Below are 22,234 nucleotides of genomic sequence, written 5' to 3'. Positions count from 1 at the left end.
CTTAATATCTAAAATATACTAATTATACAACAAACCTACTTTAATATTTCCATCTAAATTTTCCTTTATGTATAATGAAAATATTACTTCATAGCTTTCTTCTATCTTGCTTTGAATACTATTGATTAAATCATTCAGTTTAATTATAGAGAATTCTGTATTTCCTTCAACAAATACAATTCCTTTTTTACTTATAAATTCTTCACCAACATATTCCATTTTGTCAAATAAAATATCAGCCATTTCACTATATTTCTTTGTATCTTCAAATTCTTCAAAAGAATACTTAATCCCTTTATCTCCTACAATAGCTTCTTTTAAATCAGTTATATCTATATTTATCATACAAGAGTCCGAGATAGACTCTATCATGATATTCATTAAATCAACAAATTTAAAGATACTGTCGTTATTGATTTTAAACTCTCTTCCAAGTTCTAACTCTTCTTTATGTTCTTTCTCTGAACAATTCATGCCTATAGATAAAATTCTTCTTTCATTAGACATATATGAAACAGCTTTTATAATTTCTCTAATCTGTTTGTCTTCAGATGAATATACTAAAAATAATATATCCACACCATCTAAAAGACTTCTAATATATTCTTTTTCAATCTCTTGACTTATGTTAATTCTTTCTATATCCATATTTGTTTTTATTTTTTCTTCTATTTCATTTATTATATTAATACCTTCAACTCCAATACCAATTATCTTAGCATTCTTATTAAAATTTTCCATTATAACATATATCTCCTTAATAATTATTTAATTTTAATATTTTTAAATATTATACCATATTTTCTTCATAAAAATATCTTAACTCATTGGCCTTATCATAAAGTAACTTATTCATAAATTTTGGTTCTATAACTTTAGCATTACTTCCAATTAAAAATAAAATAGAAACATACCAATCTACTTCTTCAATTTTTATGAGTGTATTAATTATTCCACTGCCATCTTCATTCGACTCTATATCTAAATCATAAAAACTGTCCTTTATTTTAGAAACACCTTCTTTGGTTAATAATACATTTAAGTAGATAGTTTCACCAATTTTTTTAGTAGCTGACATGGTCCCATATAAATTATTATATACTGTATCTAACCACTCTTTCAAACTTATATGTACTCCTTTACTTTTGCCTACTTTTTTAATCTCAATTATCTTATTTATACGAATCAAAATAATTTTATCACTTTTATAATCATAGACTGGTGAAAACCATGTTCCTTTATTTGAATATATACCTATAGGACATATATTCTTTTCCAAAATTTGATTTCCACGCTTATATTTAATATTTAAAATCAAAGACTCTGATGAAGCTTTAAAAAACTCAGTTACATCACTGCTTTTAAAATCTCCATCATTAGTTATAAAATCAATATATCTTTTTATGTTTTCTATACCTATTTTTATGTTACTTTTACGTTCATAGCTTACTTTTCTCATTATGGAATTAACTTCTGGTTCCATTGATTTATCCTTATATCCCTGAAGTGATTTGAGTGCAAATAGTATGGTCATAACTTCTTTTTCTGTAAATATAATAGGAGGTATATAGCTATTATTTAGTACTCTATACCCTCCATTTCTACCTTGTTCTGCTTGAATTGGAAGTCCCATTTTATTTAATTCTTTTAAATATCGCTGTATAGTTTTAGCTGAAAGATTAAATTCCTCTGATAACTCTTTTATTGTAAATTTTTGCCTATCATTAATATATGTCCAGACATTAGTCAATCTTTTTACTTTTGACAAATATACACCTCTTTCCATTAATAATACTTTCAATCAATTAAGTTACTGTATACTATTTAAAATTTAATATTAATAACATTTTTATATTTTTTCATTAAAAAACAAAAAAATGGCACTCCTATAATTGTTACTACTACAAATTCTCCAAAACCTACCTGTATCATAGATAGAATTAATGGAAGCCCAAAGAATATATTTAACATTAGTCCAACTACAATCGAATTTACAATAGTAGGCCATAAAGAAGCTATAATCAAAGTACTTTTATTTTGTCCACCTAACTTTCTAGTAATATAAATCATACTTGCACTTATAAATGTGGCTAATGTTCCAAAGATTATATCAGGTACACCATATGGTCCTATTACATTTGCTAAAAAACACCCTAATGTAAGACCTACTATATATCCCTTATCTAAAAATGCCAAAAGCATCATAATTTCAGCTACCCTAAATTGTATTGGTCCATAACTTATAAATCCCAATGATAATGTTAAAACTGCATAGATTGCTGCAATAGCTGCAGTTAATGATATATTAATACTATTTTTTCTCATATCTTTCTCCTAGCAAAAGTTTTATTTCTAAAAAATTAATAACATAACTTTATTTTATACAAAATCTATAAACTTAAACATTGATTTTATACAAACAAATTATTTTAACGAACTATTTTATCGTTTCAGTTTATATTATACAATATAATACATATAAACTCAATTTTCTATATGTTAAATATATGATATTATAATTATCTATAAAATAAAAATAAATTTTCTATAGTTAATTAAAAACAGTAAAAAAGAGCCTTAAAATTAGGCTCTAATAATTTATTTTGAAATCAATGAATTCTACCATCTTTTAATTTAGATAATATCATCCAAGTACCTATACAGTCAATTTCTAGTTGTTTCTCTATTTCATCATACAACATTTCCTGATGTGATGTATTTAAAACAACATTTTCAACTAGTTTAGAAATTTCTTCTTCTGCAAAATCAATTTCTATTTGATTTTGTTTTTCTTTAAAAAATACCCTTACTTTTCTCTGATTTATTGAACGACCCTCAAAGCTGACTAAACATTCTAAAATGTTCTTATCTCCTCTAAAATTATTTACTGCTCTCATATTATTTAGATTTCCAGCCAAAACATCATCCCCTTAGTTAATTTTATATTTAATAAGTAAAATTCATAATATTATAATAACTACTTATTAAATATCTTTCAACAGGTATGGCATAACTGGTTGTTTAACATGTAAAACTAGTCTAAAATTTTATAAATAATCATTTATTCATTGCCATAAAAACTTTTTCAGGTGTAATAGGAAGTGTATTTATTCTCACACCAATTCCATTAAACACAGCTTCTTGTATTGCTGGTAAAGGTGTATTTATAACAACTTCTCCAACAGATTTAGCACCAAATGGCCCTGTTGGCTCATAAGTTTCAACAAAATCTACTTCAACATTTCCAATATCACATCTAGCTGGAATCTTATACTGCATAAATGTATTTGTATCCATATTGCCTTTCTTTGTATATCTAACTTCTTCAAATAGTGCCATTCCAATCCCTTGAACAATTCCACCTTCAACTTGTATCTTAGCTAGATTTTTATTTATAACTGTTCCACAGTCTACTACAGCTACATAATTTACTAAATCAACCTTTCCAGTTTCTTTGTCAATTTCAGTTTCTGCAAATCCAGCTATAAAAGGAGGAGGTGATACAGGGCTACCATGAGAAGCAAAACCTATCAATTGATTAGTATCTGGTCCGATTGTAGAATCCACTGCTATATCAAATAATAATGTGCTACCTTTTTTACTAGTTAACTTTATACCATCAAATTCTACTTCATCCTTATCAACACCTAATTTAGTTGCTCCAGCAGAAATTATTTTTCCTCTTAAATCTTGAGCTGCCTTAACTACTGCCATACCTGTTACATAAGTAGTACTTGAAGCATATGAACCTGGGTCATATGGAACCAAATCAGTATCAGCTGATATAACTGTTATGTTTTCAATACTTGTTTCAAGAACTTCAGCAGCCATTTGAGCTAAAATCGTATCACTTCCTGTACCCATATCAGTAGAGCCTATCATAAGTGTATAATCTCCACAGTCATTCAATTTTATTTCGACTGAAGACTTGTCAAGACCTTGTATACCAGAACCTTGCATAGTAATTGCCATACCTACACTTCTAACTTTTCCGTTTTCAAGATGTTTACAAGGATACTTTTCATCCCATCCAATAAGTTCTTTACCTTTATTTATACATTCTATTAAATCAACACTATTTAAAGTTTTCCCATATGCAAATGTAGTTTCACCTTGTGTTACTACATTTTTTAATCTTAAATCTGTTGGGTCCATTTTTAACTTATCAGCAAGCATGTTTATAGTTGATTCAACAGCAAAACATCCTTGAGATGCTCCATACCCTCTAAGTGCTCCCGCTGGCATCTTATTAGTATATACCACATCTGCAATAAATCTTGTTGCTTCAACTTTATTATACATTGGTAAAGTTTTTTCTCCAACCAAACCGATAGTTGTAGAAGCATGCTCTCCATATGCTCCTGTATCAGAAAGTGCATTTATATCTATTGCCTTTATTATTCCATCATTAGTAGCACCTAGTCTAACTTTTAGTCTCATTGCATGTCTACTTGTTGAACAATTAAAAGTTTCTTTTCTATCATAAATTATTTTAGCCGGTTTACCTGTTTTTAAAGTTACAATTGCTGAAAAAATCTCAACACATGCAGTTTGTTTACCACCAAATCCACCACCAATTCTAGGTTTTATAACCCTAATTTTACTAGCTGGTAGTTCTAATGCACGAGATAAATGTCTTTTAACATGAAATGGTATTTGAGTTGAGCTTACTACAACCAATCTTCCAGTATGGTCTAAATAATTGTATGCTCTATATGTTTCCATCATTGCATGTGCTTGGGCTTGAGTGTAATAAGTTTCTTCAATCACTATATCACAATTACTTAGTACTTTTTCCACATCACCGTTTGTATAATCATGATGTGATACGATATTCTTTTCTCTCTGCATACCTATATCAAAGTTACAATGTCTATCTTCATCATGTACCACAGCTTTATTCCCTATTGCCTCTTCAAAATCCAAAACAGGTGTAAGTACTTCATACTTTACCTTGATAAGATTCATCGCTTTAATTGCAGTTTTTTCATCTACAGCTGCTACTATAGCTACTTCATCACCTACATATCTCACAACATCTTCCAGAATTAATCTATCATATGGAGATGGCTCTGGATATGTCTGACCAGCAAGTGTAAATCTAGATTTTGGTACATCTTTATATGTTAAGATACATTCAACGCCATCAACCATTTCTGCCTTTGATGTATCTATATCTTTTATCTTTGCATAAGCATGAGGACTCCTAAGTATTTTTACCACCAAAGCATCTTTTGCTGATAAATCATCTGTATATACAGGTTTTCCTGTTGTGATACTCATTCCATCTATTTTTTTGATTCCTTTTCCAACTATATTCATGTTCTATTTTACCTCCAGATAAGTTTTGATAGCTCTTAACTGTCCCATATAACCTGTGCATCTACATAGATTTCCTGTTAGATAATGTTTTATTTCTTCATCTGTAGGATTTTCAAGTTCATCCTTCATTGCAAGTACAGTAAGTATAAAACCAGGAGAACAGAAACCACATTGCTCAGCTCCTTCTTTTACCAAAACTTCACTAAATTCTCTAACTTCATTTTCTAAACCTTCAATTGTAGTTATTTCCTTATTTAAAACTCTCAATGTTAATGTTGCACAAGATAATGTAGGTTTCTTGTCAATTAAGACTGTACAGAGACCACAACATCCTGTGTCACAACCTCTTTTTACACTTAAATTACCAACTTTTCTCAAAGTATCAACCAGATATTCTTCTGGTTCTATATCGACACTTTTTTTCTTTCCATTTATATTAATCTTCACTAACATTAAATAACCTCCATTATAGCTCTTTTTAAAAGTACCTTACTCATAGCTTTTCTGTAATCCCTAGATGCTCTCATGTTAGAACCAAAAGTTAGTTCTTCTGATGCTATTTCTATTGCTTTATCTATATTAATTTCGTTGATTTCATTATTAGATAGGAATTCACTAGCTTGTTTTGCAATCGTAGCTTTCTGAGGTCTTGCTCCTACACATAACTTAAATTTCCCCATGTGTTTTGATACAGATACATTTAAAACAGGATAATCACTTTTTGCATTTCTCAGCGATTTATAAGAAGCATTTTTATTTGTCTTCTTTATGTATACCTTAATCAATAAATCTTTCTCATAATCTCTATTTAGAAACTCTTCAAGACTAATTCTTCCAGCCTTATATAATTCTACTTCTGTATCTAATGAAAGTAATGCTACTATCAAGTCAGAGAAACCATATTTAGAAAACACTGTAGCCCCAACTGTTACTACATTTCTAAACTGAATTCCTATTATATCTTTAACTGAATCTTCTATTAATCTTCCAAAATTATTTTTTATTATTGAACTTGTTTCTAATGTTCTAAAAGTAGTCATAGAACCAATCTCAACATAATCTTCATCTTCTTTTATATAATCTAAATTTAAGTTAGATAATTCTATTCCTGTTCCTATTCTTTTTTTCCCCATTCTTAAAAAAGCACTTCCACCAATCACTTGATTGGTTTTTCTTTTATTTAAAATTGAGTACGCTTCTTCTACTGTATCTGGCTGTACAATATCCATAACCGTAAACATAAATTTCCTCCCTTATTTGCTATTCTTATTTTAAATACAACTAATTATATCATAGCTTCAACAAATTTTGATAATAAATATGTCTAATATGTAAATTCTGTAAATTACTTATACATAAAAAAATGACTATTTCAATAATCATCATTAGACAATATTAAAATAGCCATTAATAGGTATTGTTTAAAGTAAAAATTTAAAAAGTTGATACTTTTTCACTTATATTTATCACTTCTTCTTCTAATAATCCAAGTTTTTTAGCTACTAATTTTGTAGTACTTCCTTGTATTACTAATGTAATCAGTATAGTCATGAATACTATGGATGAAATTACTTCGTATCCAGGAACTTTCATTGCTGAAATAATACCACAAAGTGCTGCTGGTATTACGCCAGTTTCTCTTACCCACATCATAAATAATATTTCACTTTTACTCCATTTTGCTTCTCTATCTACAAGTGTACAAACTAAAACGCAAAGTGGTCTTGCTATAAACATTAATACTAATACTGTAATTACAGATGGCATAAAATATTTACTTAATTGAGCTAAATTAACCTGGCTACCCAATATTATGAATATTGCCATACGACAAATAGTACCTAAAGTTTCAGCAACATAAAAATCTGCATCATAAGATTTTTGACTTAACCAAATTTTAAAGTTTTTCTTGTTACCAGTTATTATACCTACAATAAAGCAAGACATATATCCACTTCCACCCAATTTTGTAGATAATTCATATGCAACTACAACTGAAATAACAGATATTATTGGTGCAAAATCTTTAAATATTCCATAAGGTTTATCGTTAACTAATTTCAAAAGCAATATTCCTGTAATTAAACCAACTAAAACTCCGACAATAACCATTGTCCCCAATTCATAAATATTTTCACCTAATGAAAATTTATTTGACAAAATTACAGCCAACACTGCTGATGTTAGTATAGCTCCTGTTGCATCATTAAAAGCTGATTCACTTATTACAGTTTGCTTTACCCTATCCTTTATCTTTACCTGATTAAATATAGGTACAAGAGTAGCTGGGTCTGTTGATGCTATTATAGTTCCTGCTAATAAAGCAGTCATTGCACTTATCCCAAAAGTAAATCCTATTACTTGTTGCATTATAAAAGCAGATATCACAACTCCTAAAGTAGCTAATAAGAATACAGATATCTTAACATTTCTCAATACTTTTAAGCTTATTTCTTTTCCACCTAAATATAAAATAAATGCAGAACCAAATGTAAGTATTAGTTGATTTTCTATTTGAAATCCACGAATATCTATAAATTTTAAAAATGATGGTCCTATTAAAATACCTACAAGTAAATATAATACTACATCTGGAACTTTTATTATTTCACTAAGTTTACTACAAATTATTCCAGTTATACTTACAATAGCAAAAATTATCAATAAATTATTGCTGGCAATTGTGTGTATAGATGCTTCCATGTCCGTCTCTCCTTCCAATTTGTATACATTATGCAATATACTTATTGCTTTACTATATAATTATATCACACAAATAAATGTTATCAATCATTTTTTTTAATACATGCAATTTAGCTTTCATTTTTGACAATTAAATAACGCTTATATAATTTTGCTATTTTTTACTGATTATTAAAAGGTTGATTTTGTCAAGTTTATAGTATATATATATTGATATTATTTATATCTGTATCTTTTTAGATATTTTTCGACTTTTTCCCCTATTAAAATAAGTTTAAATTTAACAATAAAACATTTCATTATATATATTTTTTAAAATGTACCATTTTCAACATTTTCATTAACTTGGTCTATTCATTTTTTTCTTATCTATTCTATACCCAAGCATACTTCCTATATTTTTACCTGGATGTAATTCTTCAGAAATTTCAAGTTTATTATCAGGATTTTTTTTAATCTTAGAAATTTTACTTTTATTTTTGTCTTTTTTATATTTTTCCATATTTTCTCCTTTCAAAATAATATAATTTTTTCTATTTATTACTTATTATTTCAAATTTCTATAATTTTAATCAAAAAAGGGAAATTTCTCAATATAATATAGCTTATTTAACACTATATTTATATCTAAAATTTCCCTAATTATTTTATTAATTCAATTTTTCAATAACTTCTTCTAAATTAGAGTTTACTTTTTCTTCCTTTTTCCAGTTATTTAATGTATAATGCGTTCTAAACGTAAATATTCCTGAAATTATTAATATAAAATAGTATACAAACCCACTATATAAGAGCACTGAATACCCCAATAATTCTTTTGGAATTATTTTTGAAAACATAGTGAAAAATGTAACCTCATTGGCTCCAACATTTCCTGGTGTTGGCACTGGGGATATCGCCATATATAAAAACACCTGTAGTGTTATTATATGTATATATGATACTCCTTTTAAATTTGAAGCTTTATACACACAATAGACTACACTAAAATATGCGATTAGTTGTAATACAGTAAGTAATATACTTAAAACTAAAACTCTCACATTTTTAATAAATATTTTTATAGAGTAATTATAATCATCAATATAATGATTCACTCTATCACGTTTTGAATCTAAGAATTTAAATGTCTTAAATTTAGATAAAAAATTAATCAAAATCTCTGCTATAAATTTTACTTGTTTGGGGCTAAAGACTATTAATAGTCCACCTAACAACATACTTACATTCATAATCATCCCAACCATTATCAAAACTCTAACAGAATGTACTTGTGCCATTAATAATGGCTTATTTAATAAAATTAAAATTCCACAAAACATGGTAACTGTACTTTGAAACACCACTGTCTTATTAGTAACTATAGCTACAGATTTACTGAGACTCACATCATATTTTGTAAGCGCATATATTTGCATTGGTTGACTTCCAGATGCAAATGGAGTAACCAAATTATAGTAAAATCCCATTGTAGCCATTTTAATACCAATAAATCTCACTTTTGTTTTTTGAACTGCATTTATTATCAAATGAGCTACAATAGCTTCAATTAGCATATATACTATAATTATCAATATGCCAAGAAATATGTAAGTCTTATTCACTAGTCTTATAATTTTAGGTATCAGTTTTATATCTAAAGTAGTTAATACTAAATAAGTAGTAATACATATCAAAAATAGTAAAAATCCATACTGAATAAAATCTTTTTCTCTTTTGGATAATTTTCTCATTTATTTTCTCCTAAATTTTTTCATATCACTATAAATAGTATACTACTTAACATATTCTTTGCAATACTAAAAAAAATAAGTATTTATTTGACACAAATACACCTATAAATTTTTAAATATTTTTACTCCTTTAGTAGAAATAATTCTCCATATCATAAAATCTAATATTAATGTAAGCATACTTGCTAAAATAATATATATATTTAAAAACGAAATTCCAAGTAATATATATATACCTCCAAGTATAACTACATAGACTAATGATACTAACATTGTAATTATCATACTTGCACTTCTCTTTACCACAGCCACTTCATTTTTCCAATCAAGATTTGGATATAATAAATTTGATAATAATCCCATTAAGGCTACAAACATTGAAAAGCTTACAAGCAAACAGATTGATACAATAATAAACTGAATTTCAAAGTCTAGTCTTATAGATACTAATATTAAACATAAGATAGATAATGGTGCATTCAATAAAAAATTCATCAATACTTTTGCCCAGAATATTTCTCTTTCATCTATTGGAGAAGACTTCAGTATCCATAAATGTTTTCCTTCAAGAGAAATTGAACAGTATGTTGTACAATTCATTACTATTATAAAGAAGAATACTCCTAATAATTGTACTTTTATAAAATTAAAATCTATATTCAATTTTAGTAACTCACTCACTTTATCTGCTCCAAATAATAATATTAAAATTGTACCTACTATTAGAAATAACAGACCAGCAGATGAATTTAAAAAATATATAAATGAAGAGGTATATCTCTTAAATTCTTTTTTTAATAGAGCTTTTGAAGGTCTTGAAGTTTTTTGACTCTTAAATTCATAACTTTTTGACTTATATCCTTCACTCATCTTAGCATTTATATCTTTAAATTTTTTTGCAAATAGAGTTACAAACAAAAAAAATGGTATTATTGAGATTGCTATAAATGCTAAAAATGAAACTATACTTCCTGTTTTAAGAGCATCAACAAAATAATATATAGGAGGATATATTTTTCTAATCGTATCTGAAATAGACACACTGTTTTTTAACATCTCAACTGACATAGAATTAAGTCTTGACATAAGTAGGGTATAAAGCAACATCAATATAATGCTACCTATGATTAATACTAAATTTTTGTATTTTATTCTTGATGATATCTGTCCTATAAATAGAAAAATTATTGATGAAGCAACTATTGGTAATAATGGTAAAGCTAAAAATAGCAATATCAAATAAGGGAAATACGTTATACTTACATCAGAATTTAAAAAGTAAACCACTGCTGGTATAATCATACATATTGAAGAAAATAAATAGTTTGCTCCAACCAACATTAATATCTTACTTGCTAGTACAGTAGATTCTTTTATAGGTAAACTAGTTAAAAGGTCTAAATCTTTTGCTTGAAATAGATATGATGATGTTTTATATAATGATGTAACAATAGTTGTTAATGTTGATAATCCAAACCCAAATATCAGTAGCATTTCCATCTGATTTATTTGCTTTAAGATATCAACTAAAGAAAGACTTAAACTTGTTACATAAAAAATTAATAATCCTGCTATTATAACAACTGAAAGTATCATTCCCATTATTTTTTGTTTTTCTCTAGCATCAGCTTTTTTTAACGCATTTAATTTAAATTCATTTATTATATTAGTTTTTATTAATATACTTAGATTGCTCATATTTTATCATTCCTCACTTTAGACACTATATTGTATAAAAAACATTTTATTTTTCTATTAATTCCATAAAGATACTTTCAAGTGAATTACTTCCCTTAACTTCTTCTGTAGTTCCATAAGCAATTATATTTCCATCTTTTATTATGGCAATCTTATCACAAATTTTTTCAGCAACTTCTAAAACATGTGTTGAGAAAAATATACAACCACCTTTGTCACAGAATTCCCTCATAATTTCCTTCAATATAAATGAAGCTTTTGGGTCAAGACCTACAAAAGGTTCATCAAGAATTAAAATTTTGGGACTATGTATCAAAGCTGAAATTATAGCTAATTTTTGTTTCATACCATGTGAATATGAAGATATTAAATCTCCTAATGCTTTATTAAGTTCAAACTTGTTTGAATAATATTTTATTAACTCTTCTCTTTTATCTTTGGCAACTTCAAATATATCAGCTATAAAATTAAGATATTGTATGCCAGTTAATGATTCGTATAAGTCTGGATTATCAGGTATATATGCCATTTCTTTTTTACATTCAACAGGCTGTTTTTTTATAGATTTAGAATTTATTAGTACATCTCCTTCTTCAAAATCGTGTATCCCAACAATTGCTTTAATGGTAGTAGTTTTACCTGCACCATTGTGACCTATAAATCCAAAAAGCTCTCCATCATTTACATCAAATGAGACACTACTTACTACTTTTTTATTTTTATATGATTTAGATACATTGATTACTTTTAACATAATTTCCCTCCATATTATAGTTTTGATATTTGTTATATATAATATATAACAAATATCAAACAATTACAACTTTTATTTGTTTATTTTAGAAATCTATAAAATGCAAATGTATTAGAAATATAAAGGTATAGATATAATTTATATTTGCCATAAATTTAAATTAGAAATACTGATTATCGCTTAAACACTAGGTTTATGAGCAATGATGTTGGTATTAAGAGTTTAGTTCACAATTTACCACTTACGAAAGAGCTTTGATATGACACTGTTATTAAAAGCATATGTTAGATATAAAAAAGCGTAGGTTATGTGTAACTCACTGAATAGTGATACATAATCTACGCTTTTTCTTCATTTTCCCATATACAGTATTTTTGCAAATGCTCCCATATTCAATAGCCATTTTGCAACCACTTTATATATTCACTTCGACTCCCATCCCATTAGCAATATATACATCTGCCATTTTTGAAAACATGGGCACAAGTCGGATAACCATATAGAATATAAGCACATTCTGGGCATAATGAAATCATTTCTGAACTTGATTTTAAAAATTTACTTCCACATTCTTCACAAATGGAATGTTCATCTTTATCTTTTTCGGTATTTTCAGTTTTGCTTATATTCACATTTTGGACACCATTCTCTTTTCACAATGCTTACCTCCATAAATTTCTAATTTGTTTATTTTAGTTTCTTTGTTTTCCTAAAGTTCCACTACTAATACTCATTTTATCGTCCTTGTTTAACTAAATATATTGTGTTTTTCGTTTTATACAATATTCAAAGTAGGTAGCAAAAATAGACATGACAACAAATATGAAACATTTTGTTATTAAGGCTGGTATTGGTATTGAAATACCAGCTAATAGTTGAAAAATAGTCTGAATAGGGAGCATGACACCAATACATATACATATCTTAAAAATCATACGAAGAAAAACATATCCTAAAAAATCTTCATGTCTGATTAGATAATATGTAATGAATATCAATGGGCTAATAATACCCATATCAAGTACATATGTAATTTCCGTAGTATATACTTCAATCAACTCTAACGAAGTTCCACTTGTGATAGACATAATAATATCAGGGAGCCACGCAACAAAAAGTGATACTCCTGCCACTAGCAAGAATACTTTCATTCCTTTTGTAAAATGATATGAGCAAACTTTTTCTTGTCTAATACCAAATGTATGCAATTTTGCAAGTAACATGCATGTGCTAAAAAAGCACACGCCAAATAATGTGATATATACTAAATGCAAACTGTTATAAGTAACACCAAAAGCGATACTTGAGGAATAGTAAAGCAACATACTGACCATTCCAAAACTGCGAATATAATTCTCAACACTTTCTTCTTTCCAAGTTCTTAAAAAAGTAACTATTGACAAGGGTACAACAAATAATATAATTGTAACATCAGATCCAATAAAAATAGGAGCTTTGAAATAAGAATCATGAGCATATATTCCTGCTCCCCACATTTGAATGCTATCACCATACTGATTCACAAACTCATAGGAATGTGAAGTATTAAAAGAATATATACCTGCGATTGTTACAATCAGCAATAATAGTATTATCAATATGTCTAAAACCTTAAATATTGGTTTTGTATTATTCATAAATTCACCTATCCTTTCCATAAGTTTCAAAACAATGGAATAATTTTTTAAGAGTACGAACTAAACTGTCAATTTCTGTGACAGAAAATGAAGAAAATAATTTATTAGCATTCACGGAGTTTCTTTAACTCGTATTCTTTGTATATTCTCTCCTAAAAGTTGATATTTCATGTTATCATTCCTCGCTTTTTTACTTGTTTAATCCTATCATACTCAATTATTTTGAAAATATCAAGAAATATTATTGACAAATGAGTTTAACAGCGTTACTATGCGCTTGGTTGATTGTTTAAGCATAACAACGTTAATTATCTGCTTACATAAGCAATCGAAAGAATTGTTTTCATTCTGAAATAATAATTTATGAAAAGATAATCAAAAACTTATTATAAGTTTTAGCAAATTATAAAAGAATATATAGTTCGATTTACCTAAACAATGTATAATAAAAAATAGTTGACTATAATTATTAAATATAAGGAGCAAAATATGAATACATTTGAACAACTAAAAATAAGTTCCACTCTAATAGATGGACTTAAAAAACAAGACATAACTTCTCCAACAGAAGTTCAGTCACTTGTTATAGGAAATATAATTCAAAATAAGGATTTATTGATTAATTCACAGACTGGAACAGGAAAAACACTAGCGTACCTTTTACCTATATTTGAAAAAATTGATACATCAAAAAGAGAAACACAAGCTCTTATACTTGCACCTACGCATGAATTAGTAATGCAGATTACAAACCAGGTTGAATTATTGGCTAAAAATGCAGAACTCTCCATTACTTCTTTAGCTTTAATTGGGGAGGTCAATATACAAAAACAAATAAAAAATATAAAAGCAGTAAAACCACACATAGTAATTGGCTCTTGTGGAAGAGTTTTAGACTTGATAAAACAAAAGAAGCTAAAATCACATAATATAAAAACTATTGTCTTAGATGAAGTGGACAATCTATTGAATGGAAAAAATATAACTTGTATAGAAGACATAATAAGAACAACGTTAAGAGATAGACAAATTATAGGATGCTCTGCAAGTCTTACCGATAGCACTATAAAAATTTGTGATAAACTTATGAAGGAGTTTGAAATAATAAAAACAAAGGAAAAATCACAAATAAATCCTAACATCAATCACTCATATTTATTAGGTGAGATAAGGGATAAATTTACTTTTCTTAGAAAGGCATTAGCAGCTATAAATCCAAAAAAAGCTATTGTATTTGTAAATAATGAAAAAAATATAGAAGTCCTAGTATCAAAACTAAATTATCATAATTACAAAGCAATAGGAATTTTTGGAAACATGGAAAAAGAAGATAGAAAGAATGCAATAAATAAATTTAAACTTGGTAAAGCAAAGATTTTAATTACAACTGATTTATCTGCTCGTGGACTAGATATTGTGGATGTAAGTCATGTTTTTAACTTGGATTTTCCAAAAAGTAAAAATGAATACCTGCATAGATGTGGTCGAACTGCTAGAGGAAATAGAAGTGGTAACACAATCTCAATAATAACAAAAAAAGAATTAGATATTATAAAAGATTTGCAAAAAGAGTTCAATATAGTAATTACACCTAAAACTTTACAAAATGGAGAACTAATAGACATTATTAAATAATACAATAAATACGAAAATACAACAAATACAAAAGAGCTGTAGTTTATCATCACAATTGATAATAAATTACAGCCCTTTATTTTATATTAAATTAAAATTTTAAATAATACCTATTATAGTAGCCAAAGTTTTATTATAAATAATATTGCCAAAACAATCATTACTACAGAAACATGTTTTTTGTCTTCTGCCTTTTTAGCTCCAAATATATTATAAAATATATTTACGAAAACATAAGTTAATATACCTAAAGTTAAACCATCACCTATACTATATGTTAATGCCATACAAGCAATAGTAACAAAAGCTGGAACACCTTCAGTTATATTATCAAACTCTATATCCTTAACTGTACCAAGCATTAAATATCCAACATATATTAAAGCTGGTGCTGTAGCACATGATGGAATTGCTATAAATACAGGAGAGAAAAACATTGCAGCTAAGAATAAAATCCCAACTGTTACTGCTGTCCATCCAGTTCTTCCACCTGCAATAACTCCTGTTGAACTCTCAACATAAGTTGTAACTGTAGATACTCCAAGCCCTGCACCTACTGTAGTTGCAACTGCATCTGTAAGTAAAGCTCTACCTACATTAGGAACATTTCCTTTTTCATCTAGCATGTTTGCTTTAGAACAAACACCTACTAATGTACCTACTGTATCAAAGAAATCAACAAATAAGAATGTACAAACAACTACTAAAAAACCACCTATATTTGTTGGATGTAGTACATATCCTAAATCTATTTTACCTGCTATTGGTGCTAAACTCTCAAATTTAAATACTCCACCAGGTAAATATATACCTAATTTTTGTGCATACTCTGGATTCATAAAAGCAAATGCCCAAGCAAGTAATGAACTTACTACTATTCCAAAAAGTATAGAACCTTTAACTCTTTTTTTATCTAGTACAGCAATAATTATTAATCCTATGCAAGTTATTATTACTGCTGGTGTAAATTTACCCATTTTGATAAGAGTAGCTTGGTCTCCAATAACAATTCCACTATTAACTAAACCTATAAGTGCAATAAATATCCCAATACCACCTGTAACAGCTAGTTTCATATTTTTGGGGATTGCATTTACAACAGCCTCACGAACTCCACTTACTGATAATACTATAAAAATAATACCTTCTACAAATACTGCTGTAAGAGCTACTCCCCAAGGAACACCCATTTGTAAAACTACTGTATATGCAAAAAATGCATTAAGACCCATCCCTGATGCTAAAGCAAAAGGAAGGTTAGCAACTACACCCATTAAAATACATCCAAACGCTGCTGCTAAACATGTCCCTGTAACAAGTGCACCTGCTGGCATACCTGTCTCAGATAAAATATTTGGATTTACAGCTATTATATAAGCCATAGTTAAAAAAGTAGTTACTCCTGCAATTACTTCCTTCTTCATGTCGACATTTTTATTATTCAAAATTGGAAAAAGTTTCTGCATAGTACTACTGTTTGTTGTTTGCATAACAACACCTCCTATTAAATTTTACAAAAAAAGACGCAGTAATTGATAAGCTGAGCCGTATCCTTCATAATTCAGTTAATTAAATATTTAATTAACTAAATAATAGTATACATAGTCAGAATATTTACGGTATTCCGGTAGAAACTTATGACCCATATTGTCAAAATTATATGTTATACAATACAAAACATGAATTTTTCTTTACGAATATTATTTTAATTTATATAATTAATTTTGTCAATATATACGTATATAATCATATTTATTTTGCATTAATATTCGATTATCTTAAATATTAATTTCTCCAATCTAAATTATAATTATATTCTTTACATTTTTGAAAAATATATGATGTTTTGATACAATTTATTTATAGTTTGGATATAAAGTTTATGTTAAGATTATACTATAATAAATTAATAATTTTTTTATTTGGAGGAATAAGGTGAAAGATTTAACTACAGGTCATGAGGGAAAATCCATATTCTTTTTTGCCATGCCTATGCTTATTGGTAGTTTATTTCAACAACTATACAATACAGCTGACAGTATAATAGTTGGTAGATTTATCGGAAAAGAAGCAATGGCGGCAGTCTCTGGAGCTAACCCTATAATGTTTTTATTGGTGGCAGCGCTTATGGGTGTTAGCCTTGGATTTTCTATTTTAGTGTCACAATTTTATGGCTCAGGAGATTTAAAAAAAGTAAAAGCTACTATTGATACCACATATATACTTTTATTTATTGGTTCTATATTAATAAGTATTCTTGGAATAGTATTTGGTGGACCCTTGCTTAAGCTTATGAATACACCAGAATCCGTTTTTGCTCAATCAAAATTGTATCTTAATATAATATTTAGTGGAATATTATTTTCTGCTGGATATAATTCAGTAAGTGCAATACTTAGAGGACTTGGAGATTCAGTAACTCCACTTTATTTTCTGATAATAGCCACAATTCTAAATATAGTTTTAGACTTAACTTTTATTGTAGTGCTAAGAATGGGTGTTGAGGGCGTTGCACTTGCCACTATAATAGCTCAGGCAGTATCATTTATAATAAGTATAATTTATTTAAATAAAAAACATGAAGTGCTTAAATTTAAAATCAAAGGAATTGTATATGATAACAAAATATTTAAAGATGGGCTTAGATTAGGACTTCCAAGTGGAGTTCAACAAATGTTGTTTTCAATTGGAAATATGGCTCTTCAATTTTTAGTTAATAGTTATGGTACATCTGCTATGGCAGCTTTTGGTGCTGGTCTTAGGATAGAAAATTTTATAAGCTTACCTATTATGAATCTTGGTTCTGCTGTTTCTACTTTTGTTGCTCAAAACATAGGTGCTGGAGAAAATGAAAGAGTTAAAAAAGGCATTCGAGAATCTATAAAAATGACCTTAGTTTTAGCAGTTACAGTTATTGCTTTAATTTTGCTATTTAGGGAAAATCTAATTGCTCTATTCAATACTGATAAAGATGTCATTAAAATTGGCTCTTCTTACTTATTTATAATAGGACCATTCTTTTTATTTATTGGAACTTCTTTTGTACTTTCAAGTGCAATGAAAGGTGCTGGTGATTCCATGTTTGCACTTATAAGCTCAATAGTATCTTTATGGCTTGGAAGACTTCCAGCTTCTTATATGCTTTCTAAATTTTTTGGAACAGACGGAATTTGGATGGGTATTCCTTTTGGTTGGACTTTAGGTCTTATTGTTACAGTTATCTACTATAAGAAAGGACATTGGAAAACTAAAGCTATTGTAAATCACAGAATCAATGAATAATCTTTTTATAAAATGTATTCACATTCATTGTATTCACCTCCATTATGATATAATAAATTATGGAGGTGAATATAAAAATGGGTATTATTCTTAAGCCAAAACAATTTTATGTGACTGTTATAGCTACCATAATTCTCTACTTCTCTCTTAATTACAGTTTCAATATAAAATTTTCTATATGCTTATCTTTTTTAACTATTTTAATATGGGCTATAGACTCTGTTGAAAAAACTGTAGTTGCATTGTTTTTTGTAATTTTAGCATTTGTTTTTAATATTGCTCCATTAAATGTTATTTTACAATTTTTATTTACAGAAAATTTTTACATAATAATTCTTGCATATATAATTACTAATGCAGTTACAAAAACAGGTGTTGCAAAAATTATTTCTGAAAAACTGATTTTAAATATCGTAAATACCCCTAAAAAGATGATTCTTTTATCATATATTTTAGGCATAGTTTTAATATTTTTTATCCCACAACCATTTCCAAGAGTTATTCTTGTGTCTGCTTTTTACAAAGAGTTTTTAAAAGAACAACAAATAACTGAAGATTCAAAATCTATACTTTTATTTAGTATATTTACAGCTTCTACCTTTACATCAATGTTTTTTATAAATGGAGACACTCTTCTAAACTATGTTGTACTAGAACTTGGAAATTGTAATATAAATTGGGGTCAATGGGCTCTTTATATGTCTGTCCCAACTATAATTACTTGTTTTATAACTTATTTTTTATTTGTTCTTGTTTTTAAAAAAGAATTATCTTCAATAAAATTTGTTTCTTACAACAATCTTGATACTAATAAATTTCAGTTTTCCTATTCTAATTTTAAAATGGAGTTTAATTTATTAAATAAGGAACAAAAATATGTATTTTTATGTTTAGGAATAATGTTTTTTATGTTTTTAACCCAGTTTATACATAACATAAACACACTAATTATAATGTCAATTTGTGTACTTCTTTTATTAATAAGAAAAATAATTGGATTCGACACTTTAAAAGAAATAAACTGGAAGGTCCTTATTTTTTTCATAGCAGCTTTTTCAATTGGAGGAGTATTAAAATATTCTGGAGTCGTAGATATAATGGGTAATTATCTAATAAAATTTATACCAAACTCCTCTGAAATTATTTCAATATTATTTTTAATAACTCTAACAATAGTATTGAATATATGTCTTGGAAGTGCTGTTACTACGTCATCTGTAGTAATACCATTACTTGGAAGTTTGCATATACTAAAAGAAAATAGTATTACTTTATGCCTATTTGTCTACATTATAGTAAGTGTACAATACATACTACCATTTCATCATGCGACAATAATGGTTGGGCATGGTGAAAATCTATACAATAGTAAGATTATTTTTAAGTATGGCTTAACTTTGATTCCTTTAACATATTTTATAATAATGTGTGTAACATTCCCTTGGTGGAGATTTATAGGTCTAGAAATTTAAAAAAAGATGAAAATATGAATTAACTTAAGATAATAACTTAAATTATTAAAAAGAAAATTCATATTTTCATCTTTTTATATAAGTTTTTTATGCAATTACATAAAACTGTTTTTTATCATAATACTAAATATTATTTGTTTTACTACCTTTTCCAAAAGTATTTTCCCAATCCTCTATAAACTTATCTACACTCCAGTCAGTCAATGGGTGATTCATCATAGCTTTACAAATATCATATGGTACTGTAACACTATGTACTCCATGTTGCATTAATTCTATAACTTGTTGTGCATTTTTAAAACTTGCTGCAAGTACTTTTGTATCCATTTTATAAGTATCTATTATTTTTATAAGTGATGAAACCATAGATACTCCATCACCAGATATATTATCAAGTCTATTTACATAAGGTGCAATATAATTTGCTCCAGCCTTTGCAGCTAGAAATCCTTGATGAGCTGTGAATATTGCAGTAGCAGTTATTTTTATACCTTTTTTATGAAGGTCTTTTATAGCTCTTAAGCCATCTTGTGTTACAGGTATTTTTATGTATATATTTTTTCTCAAACTACTTATATATAATGCTTCTTCCAATATTTCTTCATACTTTGTACTTATAACCTGAGCATGTATAGGCATATCTTCACCTATAATTTCACCAATTTCAATTATAAGCTCCTTAAAATTCTTTTTTTCCTTTGAAACAATACTTGGATTTGTAGTTACACCATCTATTGGTAAACAAGTACATAACTCCTTAATTTCTTCCACATTACCTGTATCTAAGATTAGTTGCATTAAAATATCCCCCTTCAATCTTTATTTATTCTTATTATATATTGATTTGGCATTATTTTCAATAATTTATTATTGTTTTTTCTTTTTTATTATTGTTTCAATTTTATATTTAATTTTATAATTTTTTATTTATTAAATTCTAAATAGGCTGTTAGAAAAAACATACTTTTTATGTTAAATTAATTTTGCATTTTATGTTAAAATAATTGATATATTGTATTTTATCTTATAATATATACAATCATACTATATTAGGAAAAGAGGTAGAAGATGTTTGCAGAAGAAAGAATTCAAGCTATATTAAATATCCTAAAAAAAGAAGGTAGAGTTACTGTAAAAGAACTCAGTTCTAAATTTAATGTTACAGAAGATTGTATAAGAAAAGATTTAAAAAATATAGAAAAGATTTCTTCAATAAGAAGAATTTATGGGGGAGCTGTACTAGCTAGAGAAACACTAGAGAATCAGGATACAAAAGACAGAAAAGAAATTAATATTCCAACAAAGAAAATAATAGCAGAAAAAGCATTTAATTTAATTGAAGATAGAGAAACTATATTTTTAGATATCTCTACAATTAACATCTTGCTTGCAAAGTTGTTAGCTGAAAGTAATAAAAAAGTAACACTTGTTACAAATATGTTGGATATACTAAATGTAGTTACTTCAAAACCAAATAATTTAAATATAATTTCCACTGGAGGTTTATTAAATCTCAGTTTAGACGGTTTTGTCGGTACTCCAACTATAGAGTTTATATCGAAATATAAGTTTGATAAGACTTTTATGGGAAGTTGTGGAGTAGATGTATTCAACTCTTCACTTACAACTTTTGAAATTGAAGATGGTCTCACGAAGAAGGCTATAATAAATTCAAGTAAAAAAGTATTTATAGTTATGGAAGATAAAAAGTTTAAATTTGATGGAAATTTCAAGTTTGCTCATTTAGAAGATATTAGTTCTATAATTACAGAAAAAGCGCCTACTCCTGATATAGTAGATATTTTATCAGAATTTAATATAAATATTTTATAAACTCAATTACATATTTTATAGATTTACTATAAATATGAATTCTTATTCTATAAATACTCTTAAAAACTTAATTCTATATTATTCATTTTATTCTTGAGTTTAATAGTCAAAATTAATTTGAAATAGACTTTCGAGTCTGGAAATATTTATGTGTATTCTTTAAAT

20 protein-coding genes and 1 riboswitch are annotated in these 22,234 nt (G+C 27.3%); of the genes, 4 read left to right on the top strand and 16 right to left on the bottom strand.

Annotation, left to right across the window (positions count from 1 at the left end):
• Positions 1 to 18: 18 nt before the first annotated feature.
• The 14 genes from KGF39_RS09630 to KGF39_RS09565 all read right to left on the bottom strand — a co-directional run bounded on the left by KGF39_RS09630 (position 19) and on the right by KGF39_RS09565 (position 13,868).
• Positions 19 to 741: a cell division protein gene (locus KGF39_RS09630; RefSeq protein WP_227822142.1), complete on the bottom strand. Its 723-nt coding sequence runs from the start codon at positions 739 to 741 to the stop codon at positions 19 to 21.
• Positions 742 to 790: 49 nt separating this feature from the next.
• On the bottom strand, positions 791 to 1,768 hold the full coding sequence (locus tag KGF39_RS09625) for a WYL domain-containing protein (protein ID WP_227822141.1): 978 nt from the start codon (positions 1,766 to 1,768) through the stop codon (positions 791 to 793).
• A gap of 56 nt (positions 1,769 to 1,824) precedes the next feature.
• Positions 1,825 to 2,325: a QueT transporter family protein gene (locus tag KGF39_RS09620; RefSeq protein ID WP_227822140.1), complete on the bottom strand. Its 501-nt coding sequence runs from the start codon at positions 2,323 to 2,325 to the stop codon at positions 1,825 to 1,827.
• A gap of 284 nt (positions 2,326 to 2,609) precedes the next feature.
• Positions 2,610 to 2,918, bottom strand: a complete 309-nt coding sequence (locus tag KGF39_RS09615; protein WP_227822139.1) for a hypothetical protein — start codon at positions 2,916 to 2,918, stop codon at positions 2,610 to 2,612.
• A 139-nt stretch (positions 2,919 to 3,057) separates the two neighbouring features.
• Positions 3,058 to 5,322: a molybdopterin cofactor-binding domain-containing protein gene (locus KGF39_RS09610; RefSeq protein ID WP_227822138.1), complete on the bottom strand. Its 2,265-nt coding sequence runs from the start codon at positions 5,320 to 5,322 to the stop codon at positions 3,058 to 3,060.
• A 3-nt stretch (positions 5,323 to 5,325) separates the two neighbouring features.
• Positions 5,326 to 5,775 carry a (2Fe-2S)-binding protein gene (locus KGF39_RS09605; protein ID WP_054274056.1) on the bottom strand — a complete coding sequence of 150 codons (450 nt, stop codon included), beginning with the start codon at positions 5,773 to 5,775 and terminating at the stop codon, positions 5,326 to 5,328.
• Positions 5,775 to 6,563 carry an FAD binding domain-containing protein gene (locus tag KGF39_RS09600; protein ID WP_227822137.1) on the bottom strand — a complete coding sequence of 263 codons (789 nt, stop codon included), beginning with the start codon at positions 6,561 to 6,563 and terminating at the stop codon, positions 5,775 to 5,777. Before KGF39_RS09600 ends, KGF39_RS09605 begins: the two co-directional genes overlap by 1 nt.
• 193 nt (positions 6,564 to 6,756) lie before the next feature.
• Positions 6,757 to 8,025 (bottom strand): cation:proton antiporter, encoded by a 1,269-nt coding sequence (locus tag KGF39_RS09595; protein WP_227822136.1) that lies wholly within the window; start codon positions 8,023 to 8,025, stop codon positions 6,757 to 6,759.
• 340 nt (positions 8,026 to 8,365) lie between these two features.
• The gene (locus KGF39_RS09590; RefSeq protein ID WP_227822135.1) at positions 8,366 to 8,527 is read right to left on the bottom strand and encodes a DNA polymerase III; all 162 of its coding nucleotides are present in this window, start codon (positions 8,525 to 8,527) and stop codon (positions 8,366 to 8,368) included.
• A gap of 148 nt (positions 8,528 to 8,675) precedes the next feature.
• Complete coding sequence (locus KGF39_RS09585; protein ID WP_227822134.1) at positions 8,676 to 9,758, bottom strand: lysylphosphatidylglycerol synthase transmembrane domain-containing protein; 1,083 nt, start codon at positions 9,756 to 9,758, stop codon at positions 8,676 to 8,678.
• A 102-nt stretch (positions 9,759 to 9,860) separates the two neighbouring features.
• Complete coding sequence (locus tag KGF39_RS09580) at positions 9,861 to 11,456, bottom strand: putative ABC transporter permease subunit (protein ID WP_227822133.1); 1,596 nt, start codon at positions 11,454 to 11,456, stop codon at positions 9,861 to 9,863.
• A gap of 46 nt (positions 11,457 to 11,502) precedes the next feature.
• A complete protein-coding gene (locus tag KGF39_RS09575; RefSeq protein WP_227822132.1) occupies positions 11,503 to 12,210 on the bottom strand; it encodes an ABC transporter ATP-binding protein in 708 nt (235 codons plus the stop codon).
• 443 nt (positions 12,211 to 12,653) lie between these two features.
• Positions 12,654 to 12,842, bottom strand: coding sequence for a hypothetical protein (locus KGF39_RS09570; protein WP_227822158.1), 189 nt, complete (start codon positions 12,840 to 12,842; stop codon positions 12,654 to 12,656).
• A gap of 120 nt (positions 12,843 to 12,962) precedes the next feature.
• Positions 12,963 to 13,868 (bottom strand): hypothetical protein, encoded by a 906-nt coding sequence (locus KGF39_RS09565; RefSeq protein WP_227822131.1) that lies wholly within the window; start codon positions 13,866 to 13,868, stop codon positions 12,963 to 12,965.
• A gap of 468 nt (positions 13,869 to 14,336) precedes the next feature.
• Here KGF39_RS09565 and KGF39_RS09560 point away from each other — a divergent pair, with 468 nt between their 5' ends.
• Positions 14,337 to 15,482, top strand: a complete 1,146-nt coding sequence (locus KGF39_RS09560) for a DEAD/DEAH box helicase (RefSeq protein ID WP_227822130.1) — start codon at positions 14,337 to 14,339, stop codon at positions 15,480 to 15,482.
• A gap of 113 nt (positions 15,483 to 15,595) precedes the next feature.
• Here KGF39_RS09560 and KGF39_RS09555 read toward each other — a convergent pair whose 3' ends face one another.
• Positions 15,596 to 16,972: an NCS2 family permease gene (locus KGF39_RS09555; RefSeq protein ID WP_227822129.1), complete on the bottom strand. Its 1,377-nt coding sequence runs from the start codon at positions 16,970 to 16,972 to the stop codon at positions 15,596 to 15,598.
• Between the two features lie 92 nt (positions 16,973 to 17,064).
• Positions 17,065 to 17,167, bottom strand: a riboswitch (purine riboswitch).
• 250 nt (positions 17,168 to 17,417) lie between these two features.
• On the opposite strand from KGF39_RS09555, the gene KGF39_RS09550 reads away from it, so the two are divergent.
• Together KGF39_RS09550 and KGF39_RS09545 are read left to right on the top strand one after the other, a co-directional pair.
• Complete coding sequence (locus KGF39_RS09550) at positions 17,418 to 18,764, top strand: MATE family efflux transporter (protein ID WP_227822128.1); 1,347 nt, start codon at positions 17,418 to 17,420, stop codon at positions 18,762 to 18,764.
• 77 nt (positions 18,765 to 18,841) lie between these two features.
• On the top strand, positions 18,842 to 20,236 hold the full coding sequence (locus KGF39_RS09545; protein WP_227822127.1) for an SLC13 family permease: 1,395 nt from the start codon (positions 18,842 to 18,844) through the stop codon (positions 20,234 to 20,236).
• Between the two features lie 123 nt (positions 20,237 to 20,359).
• On the opposite strand, the gene fsa is transcribed toward KGF39_RS09545, so the two are convergent.
• On the bottom strand, positions 20,360 to 21,034 hold the full coding sequence (gene fsa / locus KGF39_RS09540; protein WP_227822126.1) for a fructose-6-phosphate aldolase: 675 nt from the start codon (positions 21,032 to 21,034) through the stop codon (positions 20,360 to 20,362).
• A gap of 270 nt (positions 21,035 to 21,304) precedes the next feature.
• On the opposite strand from fsa, the gene KGF39_RS09535 reads away from it, so the two are divergent.
• The gene (locus KGF39_RS09535; protein ID WP_227822125.1) at positions 21,305 to 22,069 is read left to right on the top strand and encodes a DeoR/GlpR family DNA-binding transcription regulator; all 765 of its coding nucleotides are present in this window, start codon (positions 21,305 to 21,307) and stop codon (positions 22,067 to 22,069) included.
• Positions 22,070 to 22,234 lie beyond the last annotated feature (165 nt).

This window comes from Clostridioides sp. ZZV14-6345 (assembly GCF_020657775.1).
Lineage (GTDB): Bacteria > Bacillota > Clostridia > Peptostreptococcales > Peptostreptococcaceae > Clostridioides > Clostridioides difficile_D.
This window is presented reverse-complemented; position numbering and strand designations above follow the sequence as displayed.